The 21952-nt window shown below is 41.6% G+C and carries 19 protein-coding genes and 1 riboswitch; of the genes, 3 read left to right on the top strand and 16 right to left on the bottom strand.

Features of this window, described 5'->3' with window-relative positions; translation table 11 throughout:
• Positions 1-33: 33 nt before the first annotated feature.
• The 14 genes from ACLNCP_RS04255 to ACLNCP_RS04190 form a co-directional block, all read right to left on the bottom strand.
• Positions 34-1233: an ABC transporter permease gene (locus ACLNCP_RS04255; RefSeq protein ID WP_424844075.1), complete on the bottom strand. Its 1200-nt coding sequence runs from the start codon at positions 1231-1233 to the stop codon at positions 34-36.
• Entirely contained in the window at positions 1230-2123 is an 894-nt protein-coding gene (locus ACLNCP_RS04250) for an ABC transporter ATP-binding protein (RefSeq protein WP_424844074.1), read from the bottom strand. Before ACLNCP_RS04250 ends, ACLNCP_RS04255 begins: the two co-directional genes overlap by 4 nt.
• A 235-nt stretch (positions 2124-2358) precedes the next feature.
• The gene (gene pheT / locus ACLNCP_RS04245; RefSeq protein WP_424844073.1) at positions 2359-4764 is read right to left on the bottom strand and encodes a phenylalanine--tRNA ligase subunit beta; all 2406 of its coding nucleotides are present in this window, start codon (positions 4762-4764) and stop codon (positions 2359-2361) included.
• A gap of 76 nt (positions 4765-4840) precedes the next feature.
• Positions 4841-5350, bottom strand: a complete 510-nt coding sequence (locus ACLNCP_RS04240; RefSeq protein ID WP_424844072.1) for a GNAT family N-acetyltransferase — start codon at positions 5348-5350, stop codon at positions 4841-4843.
• Positions 5350-6396 (bottom strand): phenylalanine--tRNA ligase subunit alpha, encoded by a 1047-nt coding sequence (gene pheS, locus ACLNCP_RS04235; protein ID WP_000103743.1) that lies wholly within the window; start codon positions 6394-6396, stop codon positions 5350-5352. The genes ACLNCP_RS04240 and pheS overlap by 1 nt, the downstream gene beginning before the upstream one ends.
• 270 nt (positions 6397-6666) lie before the next feature.
• Positions 6667-7116, bottom strand: a complete 450-nt coding sequence (locus ACLNCP_RS04230) for a GNAT family N-acetyltransferase (protein ID WP_192855679.1) — start codon at positions 7114-7116, stop codon at positions 6667-6669.
• 4 nt (positions 7117-7120) lie between these two features.
• Positions 7121-7540, bottom strand: a complete 420-nt coding sequence (locus tag ACLNCP_RS04225) for a chromosome partitioning protein ParB (protein WP_084888194.1) — start codon at positions 7538-7540, stop codon at positions 7121-7123.
• A gap of 27 nt (positions 7541-7567) precedes the next feature.
• Complete coding sequence (locus ACLNCP_RS04220; protein WP_424844071.1) at positions 7568-8218, bottom strand: phosphatase PAP2 family protein; 651 nt, start codon at positions 8216-8218, stop codon at positions 7568-7570.
• On the bottom strand, positions 8208-8771 hold the full coding sequence (locus ACLNCP_RS04215; RefSeq protein ID WP_000185821.1) for an ECF transporter S component: 564 nt from the start codon (positions 8769-8771) through the stop codon (positions 8208-8210). The genes ACLNCP_RS04220 and ACLNCP_RS04215 overlap by 11 nt, the downstream gene beginning before the upstream one ends.
• Before the next feature lie 153 nt (positions 8772-8924).
• A riboswitch (FMN riboswitch) is annotated at positions 8925-9074 on the bottom strand.
• Positions 9075-9133: 59 nt separating this feature from the next.
• On the bottom strand, positions 9134-9637 hold the full coding sequence (locus tag ACLNCP_RS04210; RefSeq protein ID WP_000181386.1) for a tRNA (cytidine(34)-2'-O)-methyltransferase: 504 nt from the start codon (positions 9635-9637) through the stop codon (positions 9134-9136).
• 192 nt (positions 9638-9829) lie between these two features.
• The gene (locus ACLNCP_RS04205) at positions 9830-10660 is read right to left on the bottom strand and encodes an energy-coupling factor transporter transmembrane component T family protein (RefSeq protein ID WP_424844070.1); all 831 of its coding nucleotides are present in this window, start codon (positions 10658-10660) and stop codon (positions 9830-9832) included.
• Entirely contained in the window at positions 10618-12327 is a 1710-nt protein-coding gene (locus ACLNCP_RS04200) for an ABC transporter ATP-binding protein (RefSeq protein ID WP_424844069.1), read from the bottom strand. Before ACLNCP_RS04200 ends, ACLNCP_RS04205 begins: the two co-directional genes overlap by 43 nt.
• 282 nt (positions 12328-12609) lie before the next feature.
• The gene (locus ACLNCP_RS04195) at positions 12610-13155 is read right to left on the bottom strand and encodes an ECF-type riboflavin transporter substrate-binding protein (protein WP_004257224.1); all 546 of its coding nucleotides are present in this window, start codon (positions 13153-13155) and stop codon (positions 12610-12612) included.
• A gap of 15 nt (positions 13156-13170) precedes the next feature.
• Positions 13171-14019, bottom strand: coding sequence for an SAM hydrolase/SAM-dependent halogenase family protein (locus tag ACLNCP_RS04190; protein WP_033685554.1), 849 nt, complete (start codon positions 14017-14019; stop codon positions 13171-13173).
• 188 nt (positions 14020-14207) lie between these two features.
• Here ACLNCP_RS04190 and trkA point away from each other — a divergent pair, with 188 nt between their 5' ends.
• Positions 14208-15557 (top strand): Trk system potassium transporter TrkA, encoded by a 1350-nt coding sequence (gene trkA, locus ACLNCP_RS04185; protein ID WP_424844068.1) that lies wholly within the window; start codon positions 14208-14210, stop codon positions 15555-15557.
• Positions 15558-15560: 3 nt separating this feature from the next.
• Complete coding sequence (locus tag ACLNCP_RS04180) at positions 15561-17000, top strand: TrkH family potassium uptake protein (protein WP_424844067.1); 1440 nt, start codon at positions 15561-15563, stop codon at positions 16998-17000.
• Positions 17001-17291: 291 nt separating this feature from the next.
• Here the strand turns inward: ACLNCP_RS04180 and pflB are convergent, their stop codons facing one another.
• Positions 17292-19616, bottom strand: a complete 2325-nt coding sequence (gene pflB / locus ACLNCP_RS04175) for a formate C-acetyltransferase (RefSeq protein WP_424844097.1) — start codon at positions 19614-19616, stop codon at positions 17292-17294.
• 391 nt (positions 19617-20007) lie between these two features.
• On the opposite strand from pflB, the gene dinB reads away from it, so the two are divergent.
• Positions 20008-21069, top strand: coding sequence for a DNA polymerase IV (gene dinB, locus ACLNCP_RS04170; RefSeq protein WP_424844066.1), 1062 nt, complete (start codon positions 20008-20010; stop codon positions 21067-21069).
• A gap of 32 nt (positions 21070-21101) precedes the next feature.
• On the opposite strand, the gene ACLNCP_RS04165 is transcribed toward dinB, so the two are convergent.
• A complete protein-coding gene (locus ACLNCP_RS04165) occupies positions 21102-21947 on the bottom strand; it encodes an undecaprenyl-diphosphate phosphatase (RefSeq protein ID WP_060627483.1) in 846 nt (281 codons plus the stop codon).
• Positions 21948-21952: the final 5 nt, after the last annotated feature.

Here is a 21952-nt window from a genome sequence, read left to right as displayed (position 1 = left end):
GTCTCTAAAAAACCTCGCTTTCGCGAGGCTCTTCTATTTATAAGATAAGGCACGTTTAAAGGTTTTCCAAGGACCTAAATCATCTGTCTGCAAAACGAGACTAGCATACATACGTCCGATAAAGACTGTTGCAGTTACTGCAAAAGCAATCGTAATCGCAAGCGAAATCCAAGCTTCTAACCCATTTGCATAGCCATTAATAGCTCTAAACGGCATGAAGAAAGTCGAAATAAAGGGAATATATGAACCAATCTTCAAGATGAGATTGTCACCAGCTGCACCTAGAGCTGTCACTCCAAAAAAACCACCTATAATCAAAATCATCAAAGGCGACAAGGCTTTTCCTGAGTCCTCAGGACGAGAAACCATAGAACCTAGGAAGGCTGCTAAAACAACGTACATAAAGAGGCTAACCAAGACAAACAATAAGGTGTTGAGCGAGAAAGCCTCTCCTATATGGTTTAAAATACCAGATTGTGCCAAGATTGGTAGGTCTTTAAAGAGAAGAATGGCAGCAAGTCCACCCACGACGTAAATGCCAATATGGGTCAAAATCACAAGAAGCAGAGCCAGCATGCGAGCGTAGAAATAATGACTAGCTCGGATACTAGAGAAGACCACCTCCATAATTTTGGTTCCTTTCTCGCTAGCCACTTCCTGAGCAGTGACACTAGCATAGGTAATCAAAATCATATAAAGGAAGAAACCAAGCCCTGCGGCCGCAAAGGTTTGAACAATTTTTTTGTTTTCCTTAGATTCATCAATCTTCTCAGTAAAATCAACGGTTTGACTCAGGCGTTTTTCCTGTTCTTGAGACAAATTAGCTGCCGAACGATTGAGTTGGTATTGCAGTTCATTTAGTCTATTGGTTACAGCTAGTTTGATGCCACTTTCAAGAGAGGTTTCACCATGATAGACGGCCTTGATGACGCTGTCCTCTTGGTCGACGGTTAGGTAACCCTTGATTTTCTCATCCTTGATAGCAGTTTGGGCACTGGCTTCATCCTTATAATCAAAGTTGATACCATTAGTACCCTTGAGCCCTTCTTCCACAGATGGCACTGTTGTTACTACTGCTATCTTGCTATTCTTGGCCATAGAAGACCCTTGGAGGTAGCCAATTCCTACAGATAAGGCTAAAAAGAGGAACGGCGAAATCACCATAAAGAAGAAACTCCATGACTTAACATGTCGAAGATAGGTTTCCTTCATTACAACCCACATATTTCTCATACTTCCACCCCTGATTCTAGTTTAAAGATTTCATCGATTGTTGGCGCTTGCTGGTCAAAGGTTGCGATATATTGCCCTTGAGTCAAGATTGGGAAGAGTTCCCTTCCAGCGCTCTCATCCTCCAAGATCAATTTCCAACTGCCTTGTTTAGTCAAGTTCACCTGTTTGACATGAGGAAGATTTTCCAATTCTTCCTTGCTTCGTTCACTTGAAACAAAGAGACGCGTTTTCCCGTATTGATTGCGGACATCCTGAACCGGCCCATGCAAGACCACACGGCCATCTCGAATCATCAGAATATCGTCACAAAGTTCCTCAACATTGGTCATGACATGGTCAGAAAAGATAATGGTTGCCCCACGTTCTTTTTCTTGAAAAATGACTTGTTTGAGCAATTCTGTATTGACTGGGTCCAATCCACTGAAAGGCTCATCCAAGATAATCAAGTCTGGCTCATGAATCAGAGTAATGATGAGCTGAATCTTCTGCTGATTTCCTTTTGACAGACTCTTGATTTTATCTGTCAGCTTCCCTTTCACTTCCAACCTCTTCATCCATTGAGGAAGTTTTTCCTTAACTTCCTTGGCATCCATACCTTTTAGAGTCGCCAAGTAACGAACTTGTTCAAGGACTGTCAATTTAGGCATGAGACTGCGTTCTTCAGGCAGATAGCCAATCCGAGCGTAGGTTTCCTGACGAATATCCTGACCATCCAGACTGATTTCTCCTTGATATTCTAAAAACTTCAAAATACTGTGGAAAATCGTTGTCTTCCCAGCACCATTTTTTCCAACTAGTCCCAAAATACGACCTGGTCGCGCTTGAAAGTCAATACCAAACAAAACTTGCTTGGGTCCAAAACTTTTCTCTAGACTTCTTACTTCTAGCATCTTTCACCTCCGAAATGTCTTGCACTCATTATACTCCTTTTTGATAGCCTTTACAATGATTTCTGTCCATTTTTATCATCCTCATTTTAGTAAAAAATCTTAGGGTACTTTGAGCTATGAGTACATTATACACTGGTAAACTCCAATTTATCTTCTCTGTTCCTCAACTGTCTATTTTTGATCCTGAATTGTTATTTGAAAAGCAAAAATCCACCCCAAAGGATGGATTGATACTTTAACGCACTTCTGCATTGACTTTTTCTTCGAGCGATGCTTGGATTTTTTCCATATAGCGTGCGACTTCTTCGTCCGTTAAGCTATCTTCTGGATTTTGGAAAGTCAAGCTATAAGCCATTGACTTCATACCAAGTCCCAATTTTTCGCCTGAGAAGACGTCAAAGAGTTTGATATCTGTCAAACGTTTCACACCAGCAGCTTGGATAGCTTCCACAACTTCTTGGTGAGTCACTTCTGCCTTGAGGAGAAGGGCAACGTCACGGCTGACTGCTGGGAATTTCGTGATTTCCACAAATGGAACAGCAGGTTGAAGCGCAGCTTCGATGGCTGAAAGGTTGAGCTCAGCCACATAAGTTTCTGGAATATCGTAGGCCTTAGCAGTTACTGGATGCACTTGACCGAGGAAACCAAGAACTTGGTCACCGAGTGAAATGACTGCTGTACGACCTGGATGAAGGCTTGCAATTTCAGCTGTAGCTGTATAGCTCACTTCTATTCCCAAGCGAGTAAATAATGCTTCTAGGATTCCTTTAGCATAGAAGAAATCAACTGGAACTGCTGCTGTTTGGAAATCTTTTTCTGCAACCAAGCCTGTCAAGGCAAAGGCAAAACTGTTGATTTCATTTGGAAGTTCTTCTTTTGGATTACCTGTTTGTTCAAAGACTTTTCCAATCTCGTAAAGGGCCAAGTTTTTATTCTTACGAGCCACGTTGTAGGCAACGGTATCAAGGATACCTGAGATCATATTTTGACGGAGGACAGAACGATCCACAGTCATTGGCCACATGAGTTCAGTAAGGTTACTTGGTTGAGCCGTAAACTCAACTGCTTTTTCAGGAGTTGTTAGAGCATAGGTGATGATTTCTGTCAAACCTGCTCCTTCAGCAATAGTACGAACCTGACGGCGGAGTTTTTGTGTCGCAGTCAATTCACCAGCTGTCCCATCGTCTTTTGGAAGGCTGGTTGGCAAGCGGTCATAACCATAGATACGAGCGATTTCTTCAAAGAGGTCTGCCTCGATTGTGATATCCCAACGACGACGTGGGACGCTGACTGTAAAACTGTCTGCATTTCCAGAAAGACCAAAGCCCAGACGACGGAAGACGTCTTCTACATCAGCATAAGAAAGATCAGTTCCGAGGACACGGTTAACATCAGCAAGAGTTGAAGAAACTTCCACATCAGAGGTATCAAGCTCACCCGCTGAAACGATACCTTTACGCACCGTCGCACCTGCAAGTTCTGCAATCATGCTAGCCGCAGCATCAAGGGCTTCGTTAACAGTTGCCACATTGATACCTTTTTCAAAGCGAGAAGATGACTCAGAACGAAGATTGAGACGTCCGCTAGTCTTGCGGATTGATTTTCCGTTGAAGACTGCAGCTTCAAGGACGACACGACTAGATTTCTCAGAGATTTCTGTTGCTTGACCGCCCATGACACCTGCAAGGGCTACTGGCTTGTCTGCGACAGTGATAACTAAGTCATTCATGTCCAAGTCACGTTCTTCACCATCTAAAGTCACCAATTTTTCACCAGCACGCGCTTCACGCACACGGATGTCAGTCCCTTCAAAGGTATCCAAGTCAAAAGCATGCATTGGTTGACCAAAGTAGAGCAGGATGTAGTTGGTCACGTCCACTACGTTGTTGATTGGACGGATTCCTTCGTTCATGAGAAGGTTTTGCAACCATTGTGGACTTGGTGCGATAGTCACATTGTCCAAGATACGAGCGGCATAGTAAGGCGCCTTGTCTGTCTCAATGCCCACAGAAAGAGCATCTGCTGCAGCTTGGTCAGTTTCTGAAAGAGTAAATTCTTTAAAGTTGACTGCCTTATCGTAGATAGCTGCTACTTCGTGAGCTACCCCACGCATAGAAAGGGCATCTGCACGGTTGGGTGTGATAGAAAGTTCGATGATTTCATCATCCAAGTCTAGATATGAGAAGACTTCCTCACCTGGAACGGCATTTTCTGGCAAGATTTGGATGCCATCTGCGAATTCCTTTGGCACAACTGAGTCAGAAATTCCCAATTCACCAAGTGAACAGATCATTCCAAGTGACTCAAGACCGCGGATTTTCCCTTTTTTGATCTTGTAATTGTCAGCGATGCGAGCTCCTGGAAGAGCCACCATAACCTTGATACCAGCACGCACATTCGGTGCACCACAGACGATTTGACGGGCTTCTTCTTCGCCAACGTTAACCTGACAAACATGGAGGTGAGTTTCTGGCACATCTTCGCAAGACAAGACCTCACCGACGACAATTTTTGAGAGACCAGCAGCAGGTGATTCCACACCTTCGACCTCGATCCCTGTGGTTGACATTTTTTCAGCCAACTCTTGTGATGGCACAGCAATGTCCACCAATTCTTTTAACCATTTATAAGATACAAGCATAATTTAGTTTTCCAGAATGACAGTTGTCACTCTAGTTATTTTCCTTTCCTATCATTTCAATAGAAGAATCATCTTCTTACCTTAATTTCTTTTTCAGTAACCAATCTGTATCTACTTTTTGACCAACCATAAAATGATGTTGGCTAAATTTTTCAAAACCATATCGATTATAAAATGCTTGAGCTTTTGTATTATGCTCCCAAACACCTAACCAAGCCCAAGAAAAACTATTTTTTGTAGCAAGTTCAAGAGCGAATTCAAACAGTTGCTTACCGAATCCAAATCCTTGGAATTTTTGTAGCACATAGAGGCGTTGAATTTCAAAAGCATCTTCTAATTCTCTCTCAGTTTGAGCACTTCCCCAGTTGACTTTGAGAAAACCAGCTATCTCCTCTTCATGCATAATGAAATAGGTTTCGGATTCTGGATTTTCCAACTCAGTTGACAAAACTCTCAGACTATAAGCCTCTTCAAAGTATTCCTGTAACTGCTCTTCTGTATTATCATGAGCAAATGTTTCACGAAAGGTTTGTTTGGCAATTTTAGCCAACACCTCAACATCTGCCTTTTCTACTTTTCTAATCATTATTTAAACTGTTCTGAGAAGCGGACATCTCCTTGGTAGAATCCACGGATATCGTTGATTCCGTAACGGAGCATAGCTACACGCTCTTGACCAAGACCAAAGGCAAATCCAGAGTAAACAGTCGCATCGATACCACTCATTTCAAGGACACGTGGGTGAACCATACCGGCACCCATAATTTCGATCCAACCTGTTTTCTTACATACGTTACAGCCTTCTCCACCACACTTGAAGCAAGAAACATCCACCTCAACAGATGGCTCTGTGAATGGGAAGTAAGATGGGCGCAGACGAATCTGACGCTCTTCACCAAACATTTTTTGCACAATCAACTGAAGGGTTCCTTGAAGGTCTGCCATAGAGATATTTTTCCCAACAACCAAGCCTTCGATTTGGTGGAACTGGTGACTGTGGGTCGCATCGTCTGTGTCACGACGGAACACACGCCCTGGTGAGATCATTTTCAAAGGACCTTTAGAGAAATCATGGGCATCCATAGCACGCGCCTGCACTGGAGACGTGTGGGTACGGAGCAAGATTTCTTCTGTGATATAGAAAGTGTCCTGCATATCACGAGCTGGGTGGTCTTTTGGAAGGTTCATACGTTCAAAATTATAGTAGTCTTGCTCCACTTCAAAACCATCCACGACTTGGTAACCCATACCGATAAAGATATCTTCGATTTCTTCACTGGTTTGTGTCAAAACGTGACGGTGACCAGTCGCAACTGGACGACCTGGAAGTGTCACATCGATACTCTCACTTGCTAATTGAGCTGCAACTTTCTTTTCTTCCAAGAGCTTAGCAGTTTCTTCAAAAGCTGCTGTCAAGACATCACGAGCTTCATTTACGTGTTTCCCAATGATTGGACGCATCTCAGCAGAGACATCTTTCATCCCTTTGAGAATTTCAGTAAGCGAACCCTTTTTACCAAGGACTGAGACACGCAAATCTTGCATCTCTTTTTCATTTTCAGCAGTAATCTGCTTCAAGCTAGCCAGCGTTTCTTCGCGAAGCGCTTTTAATTGTTCTTCAATAGTTGACATAATTCCTCCATCAGTCTCTCGCAGATAAAAAGAAAACCACATGCCAAAAACTCCACTCGGAGCGTTGACACGCGGTACCATCCGTTTTCATCTGACAAGTCAGACCTTCATTTCTAAATCCATGCGCAAGTGAATTCACCCAGCTTTCATATAGAGAGCTTGCAGTCACGGCTCTCCTCCCTGATATACTTCCCTTGAGTTACTAGTCTTGCAGATTTCTATTCAATTACTACTTAGTTTATCAGATTTTTAGTTAAAAAACAAGTTAGATTAGACTAATTTCAATATAAAACTCGTTCCTTTTTCTGTTGCTCCATCTTCCACAAATCCAAGCGACTTGAAACACCTCCTAGAAGCATGATTGTAGGTATAGATTTCCTTGACTTTCAATTCTTTCCATCCTTTTACTCGAGCCAATTCAATCAAAGTACTTAGAACCTTTTTCCCAAGCCCTAGATGTTGATAAGCGGGATTCCCAATCACAATGGGAAGATTATCCTGAGATAGTGTAACATCCCCAATTGGAAACCATTCCCCCTTCTCCTTAACTTCAATCCAAAAAAGCTCACCATGCTGATCCAAATAGGAATACATAGCTTCCAAGGTCGCTGGACTGTACGGTCTCTTCACACCATCTACGAGGTAAACCAAGTTCACATCCTGATACCAAGCAAAAGCTTCCTCACAATGATTGACCTGATAATAAGGAACAAGACGCAGTGCATCATCTATTTGTAGGGTCTGTTTCATCTGCTTTCCTTTTCAATAAGAGAGTTGCTGCTTGATTAAAACCCTCACACCAGTTATACCATTTTGCTTTATACTCATCTTGAGGTAAGATATGATTTTTTAAATCCAGAACAGAATAAATTTTTCTTTCTTCGCAGACTTGCGCATAGAGATGATATAGTTCATTACCGCCGTCTCTATCAAACTCAGCAGAAATCGTATCTTGACCTGCCAATAAAGCCTGATAAGTCCTGTGATGCCCATCTGTAATCAACAAGCAATCTCCGAACGCAAGAATACTGATTGGGTCAACATTGATCATTTCTGCCGACTGATAAAGCATCTGGATGCCTGCTAGTTTCTTTTCTGATAAGTATAGTTGAGTCGGATGGAGATCTTTTATATTGACTTTCATTTCTTTCTCCTCAATGGAATTTGATACTCACTTCTGCTTGCCTTTAAATCGCCATTGGAAGCGGAGCTTGTCATAGAAGGGAAACTCTATAAACAGGACTCCCAAACCCACACAGAGACTGGCAAAGACGTCTGATGGATAGTGAACTCCCAGATAGACCCTTGATACCAACACACTGACTAAGTAAAGGCCAAGGACGATTTGTACGATTTTTCTCCAGACTGGATTTCTCATCCGTTGACTGAGAATGACAATCAAAGTCCCTACCATCAGCGTCACAGCCAGAGAATGGCCACTTGGGAAAGAAAATCCCTTCTCCTCAACCAAGTGTAAAATAGCTGGTCGCGGGCGCTGGTAGATATTTTTAAAGGTCACGATTAAAAGTCCTGCCAAAGCCAGATTTCCCAACATGAAGAAACTTTCTATCTTCCACCGCTTACGATAAAAGACAAAAGCTGTAATGACAACCCAAGTGATAATCACTGGGATATCAATCAAGCGTGTGATGGCTCGAAAAAGAATAGTCAAGTAATCTGGCAAATCTCCTCGAATAGCCGTCTGAATCGGTTGATCAAAGCCGACCAGCGTTTCAGGGTAAAATTTGACCATATAGCCAAGAATAACGAAAAGTAAAAGGGCAAAACTGCCCTTCATTAAAAATGTTTGTTTATCTTTCATAATGTTTTAAGGTTGGTTTCAAGAGAACATACAACAACCAGAATGAAACGGCAAAGATGATACCCTCAATCAAGTTAAAAGGCAATACCATGGTCATTAGGTAGTTGGAAAGCCCCAAAATTTTTCCAATATCAAAGTTAGCAAACTTAGCGTACAAAGGAACAGCATAAACATAGTTGAGAACCAACATAGCCACGGTTAAACCAATAGTCCCAGCTAGAGAACCTAGTAGAAAACGAAGGGTTGTCCGTTCCTTTTTCCAAATCAAGGCAAATACGATGACAAAAACTCCCAAAGCTACGATATTCATCGGCAAACCAATGTAAGTATTCACTCCTTGACTATTAAGAAGCAATTTCAAGAGTGAGCGAAGCAAGAGAATTCCTAGAGCAGCAGGCAAATCCATGACCACCAGACCCACAAGGACTGGCAAGATACTAAATTCGATCTTGAGGAAGGACGCCGCTGGTAAAAGCGGAAAGTCAAAGTACATCAGCACAAATGAGATGGCTGATAAAATTGCAATGGTCGAAAGTCGACGTGTGTTTGTCATAACAGGTTCCTCCAATTTTCTATAAAATCAGAAGAAGTTAGAAAGGATTCCCCTATCTATTCTCACTTTTTATACCCCAAAAGTTCCCTCGCACTCTATTGAGCAAACGGTTACAATTTAGCTATAAATCTATCAGAACAGACAAAGCTATTCTTTCGTCTTCTCCCATCCAGACTATACTGTCGGTTGTGGAATCTCACCACATCAGCTTGCGCTCGCGGACTTCTTTAAAGAGAAGGAAAAGATCATTTCCTAGTTAAAGTCACCGCCGGTCGGGAATCACACCCTGCCCTGAAGACTCTTTTATCATAACAAAAAACGCTTGCAAGCGCAAGCATTTTGTTCATTTTCATTTTCATTTTTTATTTCAATTTATCCACTTCATAGGTATGAATGAGCTCAAGACCTGCAAAGTTCTGCTGGCGGAGGGCTTCGTAGACAATCATGCAGACGGTATTAGACACATTGAGACTGCGGACATGTTCATCATTCATAGGAATACGGAGAGCTTTCTCAGGATGTTCGCGCATAAAGTCCTCAGGCAAACCCTTGTCTTCACGTCCAAAGAGAAAATAATGGTCTTCATCAGTCGATAAATCCACCTCAGAATAGACTTTTTCCGCGAATTTCGAAATCAGATAGAGTTTGCCCTTCATCTGAGACATGAAATCCTCCAAACTCTCGTAAAAATAAATCTCTAGTTTATCCCAATAATCCAACCCAGCTCGCTTCATCTTGCGGTCATCAATAGGAAAGCCCATTGGCTTGATGATATGGAGGGGAGAATTGGTCGCAGCGCAAGTACGCGCGATATTGCCTGTATTTTGTGGAATTTGAGGTTCAAATAATACAATGTGATTTGTCATGACTTGCTTCCTTTCACCATTGCAAAAAAATAGCCACACTGCCCGGAGTCAAGCTCAGCAAACAGCGTGGTTAAGGCATCGTTAACTTACCTCACAACAGGTTTGAAGTAAATCAGCGAAACTACTTTCTTAGTATAACACTTTCAGAATCATTGTCAATAGAAACGACTTGATTTTTTTGATTTTTTCAAGCTATTTCCAAGGGTTGTAAAATCGTCCCTGATTCTGCAAGATAAGTAGTAAACTAGCTACTAAAAACAAGGCTGCCAAGAACAAGGTAAGATAGTCTCCTTTTTTCAAGGCCTGATAACTATACCAAGTGCGTTTTTTCTCTTTCCCAAAGCGACGAAGCTCCATGGCGGTCGCGATGGTATCAATGCGTTCTAGCGAGCTAAAAATCAAGGGAGTGATAATGCGCAGATTGCCTTTGATTCGTTGCATAAGAGAAGCTTTCTTGGATAATTCCATCCCACGCGCCTCCTGAGACATCTTGATAGTAAAGAATTCTTCCTGCAAATCTGGAATATAGCGCAAAGTCAGGCTGACTGAATAGGCAATCTTGTAAGGCACACCAATTTGATTTAAGCTGGAAGCAAACTGACTAGGGTGGGTTGTCATCAAAAAGATAATAGCCAGAGGAATGGTGCAAAGGTACTTAATAGCCAAATTTAGCAGATAAAAGAGCTCTTGACTGGTCAGAGTGTAGGCACCGATTCCCTGCCAAATCACACTTCTCTCTCCGTAAAGTCCAACCCCATACTCGGGAGAAAAGAGATAGACCATCAAGACGTTTAAAACGGCAAATACCGTCGCAAAAACGGCTACAAAGGAAACATCTTTAAAGCGGATTTCTGACAAATAGAGGAGAAAAACCGAAAAGATGGCAATCAGAACAAGCAGTCTGGTATCATAGCTAATCATGGCCGCCAATGATACAAGGATGAAAAAGAGGAGTTTACCAGCTCCTGACAAGCGATGAATCACAGTATCTCTATGCTGGTAACCAAATAATTTTGCTTGCATCCTTCTCTCCTTTCTTTGTAAAATGCCGTTAAAGCAAGTGGATCCACGTCGAGTTTCTTAGCCAAGTTGAAGATAGAAGTTTCTTTTAGATTGGCTTTTACTAACAGCTCAGGACTGCTCAAAAGACTAGCTGGATCAGTATCGGCAATCAATTCCCCATCCACCATGACAAGAGCCCTATCCGAATAATCCAGCATCAATTGCATATCATGGGTAATCATGACAATGGTATGACCTTTTTGATGCAGTTCTTCAAGAAACTCCATAATCTCAGTATAGTTCTTCTGGTCTTGACCTGCAGTCGGTTCATCTAAGAGGATAATTTCAGCCCCTAAGACCAAAATCGATGCAATAGTCACACGTTTTTTCTGACCAAATGACAGGGCAGAAATAGGCCAATTACGGAATTCATAGAGACCACAGATTTTCAAAGTTTCATAGACTCTCGTTTCAATTTCCTGCTCTTCCACACCTCGCAAACGAAGTCCCAGAGCCACCTCATCAAAAATCATATTGGTTGAAATCATTTGATTAGGATTTTGCAGCACATAGCCTACTCGTTCCGCCCGCTCTGCAACAGAATCTCCTTTGATATCCTGTCCTTCCCAAAGATAGCGACCTTCCGTCTGAATAAAGCTACTTAAGGCCTTGGCTAGAGTTGACTTCCCTGCTCCGTTTTTCCCAACAATGGCAATCTTGTCACCCTTTTTAATATCCAAATGTAGGGACTTTAAAATCGGTCTATCATCATAAGAAAAAGATACATCCTCTAATTTAAAGAGTGACTGCAATTCTGGGGTTTCTTTTACCAGTTTCGTCCGCAACTGAACCTGGCCTTTTGAGATAGACATGTTAGCCAGATTCGCTAATTGTTCTTCCTTGGCTAAATCCACACCCAATTGACGTAGAGTGGTTAGATAAAGGGGTTCTCGAATTCCATTTTGTGTCAATAAATCAGTCGCCAGTAACTGGTCAGGACTCCCATTAAAGAGGATACGACCATCGTTTATCAGGACAATCCGATCCACAGGGCGATGCAGAACATCCTCTAAACGGTGCTCGATAATAAGAGTCGTCGTCCCCTCCTCCTTATGAATCTGATCAATCAATTCGATAATATCCTGACCTGACTTGGGATCTAGATTGGCGAGTGGCTCATCAAACAAAAGAATCGGACTCTCATCAATCAAGACACCAGCTAGACTAACTCGCTGCTTTTGTCCACCAGACAAATCCTGAGGACGCTGAGACAGTAAAGAAAGAAGGGCCAGCTTTTCAGCCCATTTATGAACACGACTTTTCATATCATCTAGAGCTATTACATCATTTTCCAGAGCAAAAGCCAAATCTTCTGCCACAGACAGACCGATAAACTGCCCATCTGTATCCTGCAAAACCGTGCTAACCAGATGAGACTTATCATAGATACTCATATCAAAGGCCGCTTGCCCCTTAATCAAAAATTCTCCAGACATCTGACCCTTGTAAATATTGGGAATAATTCCATTCAAACACTGACCCAAGGTAGACTTGCCTGATCCAGATGGGCCAACAATTAAGACTTTCTCTCCCTTATAAATAGTCAAGTCCACTCCTTGCAAGGTCGATTCTTGTTGCGTTTCATACTGGAAAGAGAAATCCTTCCACTCAATTATAGCTTCTTTCATCTTACTCTCTTCATTCGCTTCTTCTACTCAATGAAAATCAAAGAGCAAACCAGGAAGCTAGCCGTAGGTTGCTCAAAACACTGTTTTGAGGTTGCAGATAGAGCTGCCGCGGTTTGAATTAGATTTTCGCAGAGTATTAGACTTCTATTTTATCATAAATCAAGCCCTTCTTGCAGACTCTTCTCTTAAAATCTTAGCGCCAACAAGATTCCTAGCCTAAATTGCTTACCCGACTAGCCTATAAACAGCAAAAAGACTGGTTTCCCAGCCTTTTCCCTTATATTAATCCTTTTTCAAACTTCCTGAACGAGTCTGCGTACGTGAATAAGCTAGCAAGAGAAGGGTACCTGCGATAGCTACAGTTACAGCATTAGCAATTCCCGCAACAATCCCTTGGGCAAATACTTTTTCTGCTGCTTCTTGATAAATCACAACATCTCCAAGTGGTGCCAAGACACCCCAAACAAGAGCATTTGCAACAATCTGAATGAGGTTAAAGAAGACAATATCCTTCAACTCAAAAACACCCTGTGTTACTCGAATGTATTTTCTAAAGAGTCCGACGACTAGACCAAAGAGCCCACTAGCGATAATCCAAGTCCACCACAGACCATATCCAGCAATAGAGTCCTTGATTGCATGACCAATCAACCCGACAAGCAAACCGATAATCGGTCCAAAAATAATAGAAAGTAGCGCTTGTACCGCATACTGAAGCTGGATGCTTGTATTTGGAACAGGGGTCGGAATGTTGATCATCCCGATGACGACAAAGAGGGCAGCGCCAATTCCGACAGCAACAACTTGTTTAATTGATTGATTTTTCATCTATATTCTCCTATTTTATGATTCTATTTTCTTTATTTCAATGGTCCAAGATGAACCGACACCCACATTATAGGCCTTGGCAAAGGAACCTTGGTTGATAGCCAGACCTAAACGATAGAGAGAGTTGATGTAAAGGATGGGTTGCCCAATTCTCACATCCACAAATGATTTGCCATAAACAACCTGATTTTGATAGACCAGCATATCTGCATGATAGATAGTCACCTCAAAACGGTCACCGAATGCTGGTTCCAGCTTGTAAAATTCTTCTCGCGTGATAGAGGTCCAAAGCGAACCAAAACGCACATCCAGAATATCAATAGCTCCCTTCACTAGATAATCTTCTATGATGGTCTCTACGACTGGAAGCTCCACAATCTGATCCACACTGAGCTCTGGCCCCACTTCCTCAAAACTAATGTGACCACTGGCTAGTTTAGCACCAGTATAGGCATAGACATCACGACCGTGGAAGGTATAAGAATGCTCTGTGTTTTGACGTCTATTGGCCACTTCAGAAATTTCACGAATGGCTACAATACCAACGTGTTTCTTGATAAAAGAAAGCGTTCCATTGTCTGGCGTGACAATGTATTGATTTTTTACAGTCTTGGCAACTACACTCTTACGTTTCGAGCCGACACCTGGATCGACCACCGATACAAATGTCGTTCCCTCAGGCCAGTAATCTACCGTCTGAAAGAGACGATAGCTCCCCTCAAAAATATTATAAGGCGTGATATCGTGCGTCAAATGATGAATTTTTAAGGTTGGAGATTCTTCTAAAGCCACTCCAATCATAGCCGATACCGCACCATCAACCAGACCAAAGTCTGATTGTAATACCAGTAAATTATTATTCATTTTATCTCCTTGTATATCCTTTATCATACCATATTTCAGAGAAAGTCGCTAATAGCTATTTCAATTGATTAGGGTATAGTTTTACCTTATAGCAAATTTCCTACTAAAAGCTCTTGTTATTAGCTAGTAGGTGCATTTTTTCTTGAAAAAAGGTATGATAGTTACATCATGAAAAAGTAGGTTTTATTATGAAAATTATCCTTGTCGGAGGGGGAAAAGTTGGTTCTGCCCTCTGTCGCTCCTTGGTTGCAGAAAAGCATGATGTTTTGCTGATTGAGCAAGACGAAGCTGTTCTCAATCATATTGTTAATCGCTTTGATATCATGGGTATCCTTGGTAACGGGGCCGATTTTACCATCCTTGAGCAAGCCAGTGTCCAGGATTGTGATATCTTTATTGCCCTGACTGAATACGATGAAGTGAACATGATTGCAGCCGTTCTAGCCAAAAAAATGGGAGCTAAAGAGACCATCGTTCGGGTGCGGAACCCTGAATATTCTAACTCTTATTTCAAGGAAAAGAATATTCTCGGTTTTTCTCTTATCGTTAACCCTGAGCTCCTGGCTGCCCGCGCTATCGCGAATATCATTGACTTCCCCAACGCCCTCTCTGTCGAACGTTTCTTTGGTGGACGCGTTAGCCTCATGGAATTCACTGTTAAATCTTCCAGCGGTCTTTGCCAAATGCCCATTTCTGATTTTCGTAAAAAATTTGGCAATGTTATTGTCTGCGCTATAGAGAGGGATCATCAAATTATCATTCCAAGCGGTGACATGACCATACAGGATAAAGATAGAATCTTTGTCACTGGTAACCGTGTTGATATGATGCTCTTCCATAATTATTTTAAATCTCGTGCCGTGAAGAGCCTTCTTATTGTTGGAGCTGGTAGAATCGCCTATTATCTACTAGGTATCCTAAAAGACAGTCGTATTGATACCAAGGTTATTGAAATCAATCCTGAAATCGCTAGCTTCTTTAGCGAGAAATTCCCAAACCTCTACATCGTTCAAGGAGATGGTACCGCAAAAGATATCCTGCTGGAAGAAAGTGCTCAAAACTATGATGCCGTTGCGACTCTAACAGGGGTTGATGAGGAAAATCTGATTACCTCTATGTTCCTGGATAGTGTCGGGGTGCAAAAAAATATTAGCAAGGTTAACAGAACTAGTCTCCTTGAAATTATTCATGCACCTGATTTCTCAAGCATTATCACTCCGAAAATCATCGCTGTAGATACAATCATGCACTTTATTCGTGGCCGTGTTAATGCCCAGTATTCAGACCTTCAAGCCATGCACCATCTAGCAAATGGCCAAATCGAAACCCTACAATTCCATATCAAGGAAGCCAATAAAATGACTGCCAAACCTCTTTCTCAACTGAAATTGAAAAAAGGGGTTCTTATTGCAGCCATCATTCGAAAGGGCAAGACCATTTTCCCAACTGGGGAGGATATGTTGGAAGTTGGAGACAAGCTCCTAGTAACAACTTTGTTGCCAAACATCACTAAGATTTATGACTTGATCGCGAGGTGAGAAATGAATAAAAGCATGATTCGTTACCTCCTTTCAAAGTTACTTTTGATTGAAGCTGTTCTCCTCTTGGTTCCTGTTGCGATTGCCATCTACTACCATGAATCGAGCCAAGTCTTTACATCCCTCTTTACAACGATTGGGATTCTCGTATTACTAGGTGGCTCAGGAATTTTACAAAAGCCAAAAAATCAACGGATTTATGCCAAGGAGGGAATCTTGATTGTGGCCCTCTGTTGGATCCTTTGGTCTTTCTTTGGCGGTCTCCCCTTTGTTTTTGCTAGGCAAATTCCCAGCGTTATCGATGCCTTTTTTGAAATCAGTTCTGGCTTTACAACTACTGGAGCAACTATTCTGAACGACGTTTCGGTCCTCAGTCGCTCCCTCCTCTTCTGGCGAAGTTTTACACACTTGATTGGAGGAATGGGAGTGCTTGTTTTTGCACTTGCTATTATGGACAATGCCAAGAATAGCCACCTAGAAGTGATGAAGGCTGAGGTTCCTGGCCCTGTTTTTGGCAAAGTAGTATCCAAACTAAAAAACACTGCCCAGATTCTCTATCTCCTTTATCTAGCTCTCTTCTCCCTCTTTGTCATCATCTATTATCTGGCTGGCATACCCCTATTTGATAGTTTTGTCATTGCTATGGGGACAGCAGGTACAGGAGGCTTTACCGTCTATAACGACGGGATTGCCCACTATGGCAGCTCACTGATTACCTATCTGGTTAGTATCGGAGTTCTGGTTTTTGGGGTAAATTTCAATCTCTACTACTACCTCATGCTCCGTCGCATCAAAGCCTTCTTTGGTGACGAGGAACTTCGTGCTTACTTGGTCATCGTGCTGCTTTCTACAAGCTTGATTAGCCTTAATACCCTCTATCTCTACCCAGGATTTTCCAAGAGCTTTGAAATGGCCTTCTTCCAGGTTTCCAATATCATTACAACGACTGGTTTTGGTTATGGAGATATTACTAACTGGCCCCTCTTCTCCCAATTTATCCTCCTTTTCCTCATGGGAATCGGTGGTTCTGCTGGTTCAACCGCAGGTGGACTCAAGGTTATTCGAGGCCTTATCCTTTCAAAAATTGCCAAAAATCAAATTTTGTCAATCCTATCTCCCCACCGTGTTTTGACCCTCCATGTTAATAAAACGGTGATTGATAAGGATACCCAGCATAAGATTCTCAAGTACTTTGTCATCTATGCTATGATTTTGCTTGCGCTTATCTTTATTGTCAGCCTAGATAGCAATGATTTTCTGGTCGTTACCAGTGCTGTCTTTAGCTGTTTCAATAATATCGGACCTATTCTAGGAACCACTTCTAGCTTCGCAATCTTTAGTCCTATCTCAAAAATTCTCCTCTCCTTTGCAATGATTGCAGGTCGATTGGAGATTTACCCAATCCTACTTCTCTTTATGAAGAGAACTTGGTCTAAGAGATAAAATACAACCACACCTTGTGTCTTACAAAGTGTGGTATTTTTATTTTCATACTCTTCGAAAATAAAATTCAAACCACGTCAGCTTCGCCTTGCCGTACTCAAGTACAGTCTGCGGCTAGCTTCCTAGTTTGCTCTTTGATTTTCATTGAGTATCAAATACCTCCCGCAACTCAACAAGTATCTTTGAATCCCGGTCAGACATTTCAATACCTGACTTAAGGAATTTAAGAGCCCAAAAACAACCCTCAGTCGACTGACCGAGGGTTCCTTATTTCATTATTCAAGAACTTGATTAGCTCAATGCATCCAAGGCATCATCCATTGAAAGAACTTCGTGGAAGACACGTTGTGTCAATTCAGTTTTTTGTTCTGGTGTGAGGTATTTAGTGTTTACACAGTATCCTGAGATACGAACGATGACATCTTCGCCATTCATAATCTTGTCATAAACATCCTTCAAGTCCATAACGTTCAAGTTACAGTGTTGTCCACCGTTTTCAAAGTAACCATCAAGGATTGTTACCAAGTTATCAACTTGTTCGTCACGAGTCTTACCAAGAGCGCGAGGTGATACTTGTGTAGTCAATGAGATACCATCAGCCGCATAACTAAAGTCAAGGCTAGAAAGTGAGTTCAAGTTTTGCAACCATCCACCTTTAGCTTTATTAGATGGGTTAGCACCTGGTGAGAAGAATTCAAGTTTAGACAAGTTAACAGAACCATCTTCGTTGAGGTATACACCTTTGTGGACTGGTGAGTTACCAGTTTGTTTAGAGTAAGCAACGTTAGATGTGATAGTCAAAAGTGAAACTGTAGCTTCTGCATCTTTGTAAAGTTTGTGGCTACGTAGACGAGTTGTGTAAGCTTCGATCAACCATTCTGCCAATTCGTTTGAACGTGGGTCATCTTCACCCCAACGTGGGTATTCACCGATTGTTTCGTAATCGTAGATGTAGCCATTTTCGTCACGGATTGGTTTAACTGTAGCGTATTTGATAGCTGACAATGTGTCAACAGTGTTGGCAAATCCACAGATACCGAATCCCATGTTGGCACGTTGTTTAGTTGGCAAGAAGGCCATTTGAACAGCTTCGTAGTTGTACTTATCAGTCATGTAGTGGATGATGTTCAAAGCATCTACGTAAGTGTCAGTCAACCAGTCAAGAGATTTTTCAAAGTTAGCTTTAACTGATTCAAATTCAAGAACTTCGTCACGGATTGGTTCGATATCAAATACTTTGTAGTCTTTGTGAACATCGTCGTAACCACCGTTCAAACCAGTAAGAAGGGCTTTCAATACGTTTACACGCGCACCGAAGTACTGGATGTTGTGGCGTTGTTCTTCATTTTCTGGGTCAAGTGGAGACACACAGCATGAGATACAGCTCATTTCACCATATCCGTCTTTAGCCATTGTTGTTACACCTTCGTATTGGATAGAAGAGTGTTTGTGGCTCATGTGCATACAGTAGCGACGGAAGTTGTATGGCAATTTGTCAGTCCAAAGAACTGTCAAGTTTGGTTCTGGTGAGTTACCGATGTTGTCAAGAGTGTTCAAGAAACGGTAGTCCATCTTAGTAACACGGTGACGACCGTCGTTACCCATACCAGCCATAGAAGTTGTGATGAAAGTTGGGTCACCTGAGTACAATTGGTCATAAGCTTTAGTACGAGCAAATTTAACTGTACGAAGTTTCATAACGAAATCATCAACGAATTCTTGGATTTCTGATTCAGTAAATGTACCACGAGCCAGGTCACGTTCTGCAAAAATGTCCAATACGATTGGTACACGACCTAGAGATGTAGCAGCACCGTTGATAACACGGCAGACAGACATGAAGGCGATATTAACCCATTGGATTGCTTCTTTAACGTTCATCGCTGGTTTGCGAACATCAACTCCGTAAAGGTCACCCAAGCGAACAACTTGTTGCAATGCTTGGTATTGAAGGTTGATTTCTTCACGAAGACGAATTGTTTCTTCATCGATTTCTTCGATTGCATTCCAGTCGTTTACTTTTTCTTGCATCAAGTAGTCTGCACCGTAAAGAGCAAGACGTGCGTAAACACCGATGATACGTCCGCGTGAGTATGCATCTGGAAGACCAGTTACAGTGTGTGCGTGACGAGCGCGACGAATGTTTGAAGTGTAAGCGCGGAAGATACCGTCGTTAACTGTTGTTACGTATTTAGTAAAGATTTCGTGAACAGCTGGATCTGGTTCGTATCCATTTTCTTTCAAAGTAGTTTCAGCCATACGGATACCACCTTTTGGCATGAAGTTCAATTTGAAGAGTTCGTCATTTTGGATACCAAAGATAACTTCGTTTTCTTTATCGATAAATCCAGCAGGGATATCAGCGATAGAAGTTGGACGAGTGTCCATTGGGAAACGAGTTTCTTCGTAGTGAGCCTTAGTTTCTTCTACAATTTTTTTGATGTGAAGTGAACGTTCTGTTGGTCCTGCAAGGAAGCTTTCGTCTCCATCGTAAGGTGTATAGTTAGCTTGTACGAAGCGTGATACACTTGCTTTTTCTTTCCAATCTACGCCTTTGAAGCCTTCCCAAGCTTTATCAAAAATATCTTGTGCTTCAACAACTGTCTTAACAACCATGTTAATGTCCTCTTTTTTCTTTCTAGTAACAGTCATCTGTTACATTCATGAGACAAGTATACCACACAGTAACCGATTTCAACAAGTGATAAATCCCTATTTTTACACTTTCTTTTCTAAAACAGTCTATATTTCATCCCAAACTGTATTATATTTTTGAAAAAAATAAAGCCTTTTTTCTTTTTTTCAGAAAAAAGGGTATAATAAAAGAAAATAAGCAGTAATACTCAATGAAAATCAAAAAGCAAACTAGGAAGCTAGCCACAGACTGCTCAAAGCACTGCTTTGAGGTTGTAAATAAGACTGACGGAGCCAGTAACATATACCTACGGCAAGGCGAAGCTGACGTGGTTTGAATTTGATTTTCGAAGAGTATAAAAAGGTGCTAGACATGTTGATTTTTCCTTTATTAAATGATTTGTCAAGAAAAATAATCCATATTGACATGGATGCCTTTTTTGCTGCAGTGGAAATTAGAGATAATCCTAAACTCAGAGGAAAACCTGTCATTATTGGAAGCGACCCCCGGCAAACAGGTGGACGTGGAGTTGTTTCTACTTGTAGTTATGAGGCGCGAGCTTTTGGTGTCCATTCAGCCATGAGCTCTAAGGAAGCCTATGAGCGTTGTCCCCAAGCCGTCTTCATCTCAGGAAATTATGAGAAATACAAATCTGTGGGACTCCAGATCCGAGCTATCTTTAAGCGTTATACAGATTTAATAGAACCCATGAGCATTGACGAAGCCTATTTGGATGTAACAGAAAATAAACTCGGTATCAAGTCAGCAGTCAAAATCGCTCGCCTCATTCAAGAGGATATTTGGCAAGAACTCCATCTAACTGCTTCTGCTGGCGTTTCCTACAACAAATTCTTAGCTAAAATGGCTAGTGATTATCAAAAACCACATGGTCTGACAGTGATTCTACCTGACCAGGCTGAGGACTTTCTAAAACAAATGGATATTTCCAAGTTTCATGGAGTAGGAAAAAAGACAGTGGAAAGACTTCATCAAATGGGTGTTTTTACCGGCGCTGATCTACTTGAAGTTCCTGAAGTGACCCTAATAGACCGTTTTGGAAGACTGGGCTATGACCTTTATCGAAAGGCTCGTGGCATCCACAATTCCCCAGTCAAATCCAATCGTATTCGTAAATCAATCGGCAAGGAAAAAACCTATGGAAAGATTCTCCGTGCCGAAGAAGACATCAAAAAAGAGCTGACTCTCCTATCAGAAAGAGTCGCTCTCAATCTCAGTCAACAAGAAAAAGCTGGAAAAATTGTCATTTTGAAAATCCGCTACGAGGACTTTTCAACTCTTACTAAACGAAAAAGTCTGACCCAAAAAACACAGGATGCTAGCCAGATAAGCCAAATAGCCCTGCAACTCTATGAAGAGTTAAGCGAGAAAGAAAGAGGTGTCCGTCTGTTGGGAATTACCGTGACTGGATTTTAAAACCTTGAAGAGTTGCCCCTTCAAGGTTTTTCTTATACAAATAAACGGACAAAGCTATAAAGCAATAAGATGCTACCAAGTACGATGCGGTATTTACCAAAAAGGGTAAAGTCGTGTTTTTTTACATAGCTTGTCAAGAAGCGAATAGCCACCATGCTAACTGCAAAAGCTACTCCCATAGCGACCAAGAGCAAAAACAATTGCCCAAAACTCAAGAGCTGTCCTGCTTTTATAAATTTGAAAATCTTTAAGGCACTGGCTCCAAACATAACAGGAATTCCAAGATAGAAGGTAAATTCTGTCACAACAGAACGACTAGTTCCATTCAACAAACCACCGACAATCGTTGCTCCAGAACGGCTTGTCCCTGGTAAAAGGGCAAGAACTTGGAAGAGTCCGATATAGAAAGCTGTCGTATAAGGAAGCTTGTCCAACTCTGTCACACTTGGCTCTATAGCACGCGCTTTATTGCGCTTTTCCAAATAGATAAAGGCAATCCCATAGATAATCAACATGAGAGCAACTGAAACCATATTATGGAAGTGAGTATCAAACCAATCATCAAATTTAAAGACGGCAAGTAAAGGCAAAGTGGCAACCAAGACCTTCAACCACAGTCTCCAAGTCTTACGAACTTCCTGCTTGTCTTTACCCGGTTTAAAGGGATTGAGCTTATTAAAGTAAATCACCATAACCGCCAAAATCGCACCAAGCTGAATCACGACATTAAACATGGACATAAAGACTTCATTTTGATTTTGGTATTGGATAAATTCCTCTGCTAAAATCAAGTGACCTGTACTTGAAATCGGCAGCCATTCCGTAATTCCTTCAACAATCCCAAAGAAGATAGATTTTAAAATTTCAATAAGATACATAGATT

Origin of the sequence: Streptococcus sp. CL6.35 (assembly GCF_049737915.1) — a bacterium.
Lineage (GTDB): Bacteria > Bacillota > Bacilli > Lactobacillales > Streptococcaceae > Streptococcus.
Note: the sequence above shows the minus strand (reverse complement) of the source record. Positions and strands in the feature narration are given on the sequence as shown.

Coding starts and splice junctions, on each gene's coding strand:
- ACLNCP_RS04255 (WP_424844075.1), bottom strand. CDS start 1,233: ATGAGAAATATGTGGGTTGTAATGAAGGAAACCTATCTTCGACATGTT.
- ACLNCP_RS04250 (WP_424844074.1), bottom strand. CDS start 2,123: ATGCTAGAAGTAAGAAGTCTAGAGAAAAGTTTTGGACCCAAGCAAGTT.
- pheT (WP_424844073.1), bottom strand. CDS start 4,764: ATGCTTGTATCTTATAAATGGTTAAAAGAATTGGTGGACATTGCTGTG.
- ACLNCP_RS04240 (WP_424844072.1), bottom strand. CDS start 5,350: ATGATTAGAAAAGTAGAAAAGGCAGATGTTGAGGTGTTGGCTAAAATT.
- pheS (WP_000103743.1), bottom strand. CDS start 6,396: ATGTCAACTATTGAAGAACAATTAAAAGCGCTTCGCGAAGAAACGCTG.
- ACLNCP_RS04225 (WP_084888194.1), bottom strand. CDS start 7,540: ATGAAAGTCAATATAAAAGATCTCCATCCGACTCAACTATACTTATCA.
- ACLNCP_RS04220 (WP_424844071.1), bottom strand. CDS start 8,218: ATGAAAGATAAACAAACATTTTTAATGAAGGGCAGTTTTGCCCTTTTA.
- ACLNCP_RS04215 (WP_000185821.1), bottom strand. CDS start 8,771: ATGACAAACACACGTCGACTTTCGACCATTGCAATTTTATCAGCCATC.
- ACLNCP_RS04210 (WP_000181386.1), bottom strand. CDS start 9,637: ATGACAAATCACATTGTATTATTTGAACCTCAAATTCCACAAAATACA.
- ACLNCP_RS04205 (WP_424844070.1), bottom strand. CDS start 10,660: ATGCAAGCAAAATTATTTGGTTACCAGCATAGAGATACTGTGATTCAT.
- ACLNCP_RS04200 (WP_424844069.1), bottom strand. CDS start 12,327: ATGAAAGAAGCTATAATTGAGTGGAAGGATTTCTCTTTCCAGTATGAA.
- ACLNCP_RS04195 (WP_004257224.1), bottom strand. CDS start 13,155: ATGAAAAATCAATCAATTAAACAAGTTGTTGCTGTCGGAATTGGCGCT.
- ACLNCP_RS04190 (WP_033685554.1), bottom strand. CDS start 14,019: ATGAATAATAATTTACTGGTATTACAATCAGACTTTGGTCTGGTTGAT.
- trkA (WP_424844068.1), top strand. CDS start 14,208: ATGAAAATTATCCTTGTCGGAGGGGGAAAAGTTGGTTCTGCCCTCTGT.
- ACLNCP_RS04180 (WP_424844067.1), top strand. CDS start 15,561: ATGAATAAAAGCATGATTCGTTACCTCCTTTCAAAGTTACTTTTGATT.
- pflB (WP_424844097.1), bottom strand. CDS start 19,616: ATGGTTGTTAAGACAGTTGTTGAAGCACAAGATATTTTTGATAAAGCT.
- dinB (WP_424844066.1), top strand. CDS start 20,008: ATGTTGATTTTTCCTTTATTAAATGATTTGTCAAGAAAAATAATCCAT.
- ACLNCP_RS04165 (WP_060627483.1), bottom strand. CDS start 21,947: ATGTATCTTATTGAAATTTTAAAATCTATCTTCTTTGGGATTGTTGAA.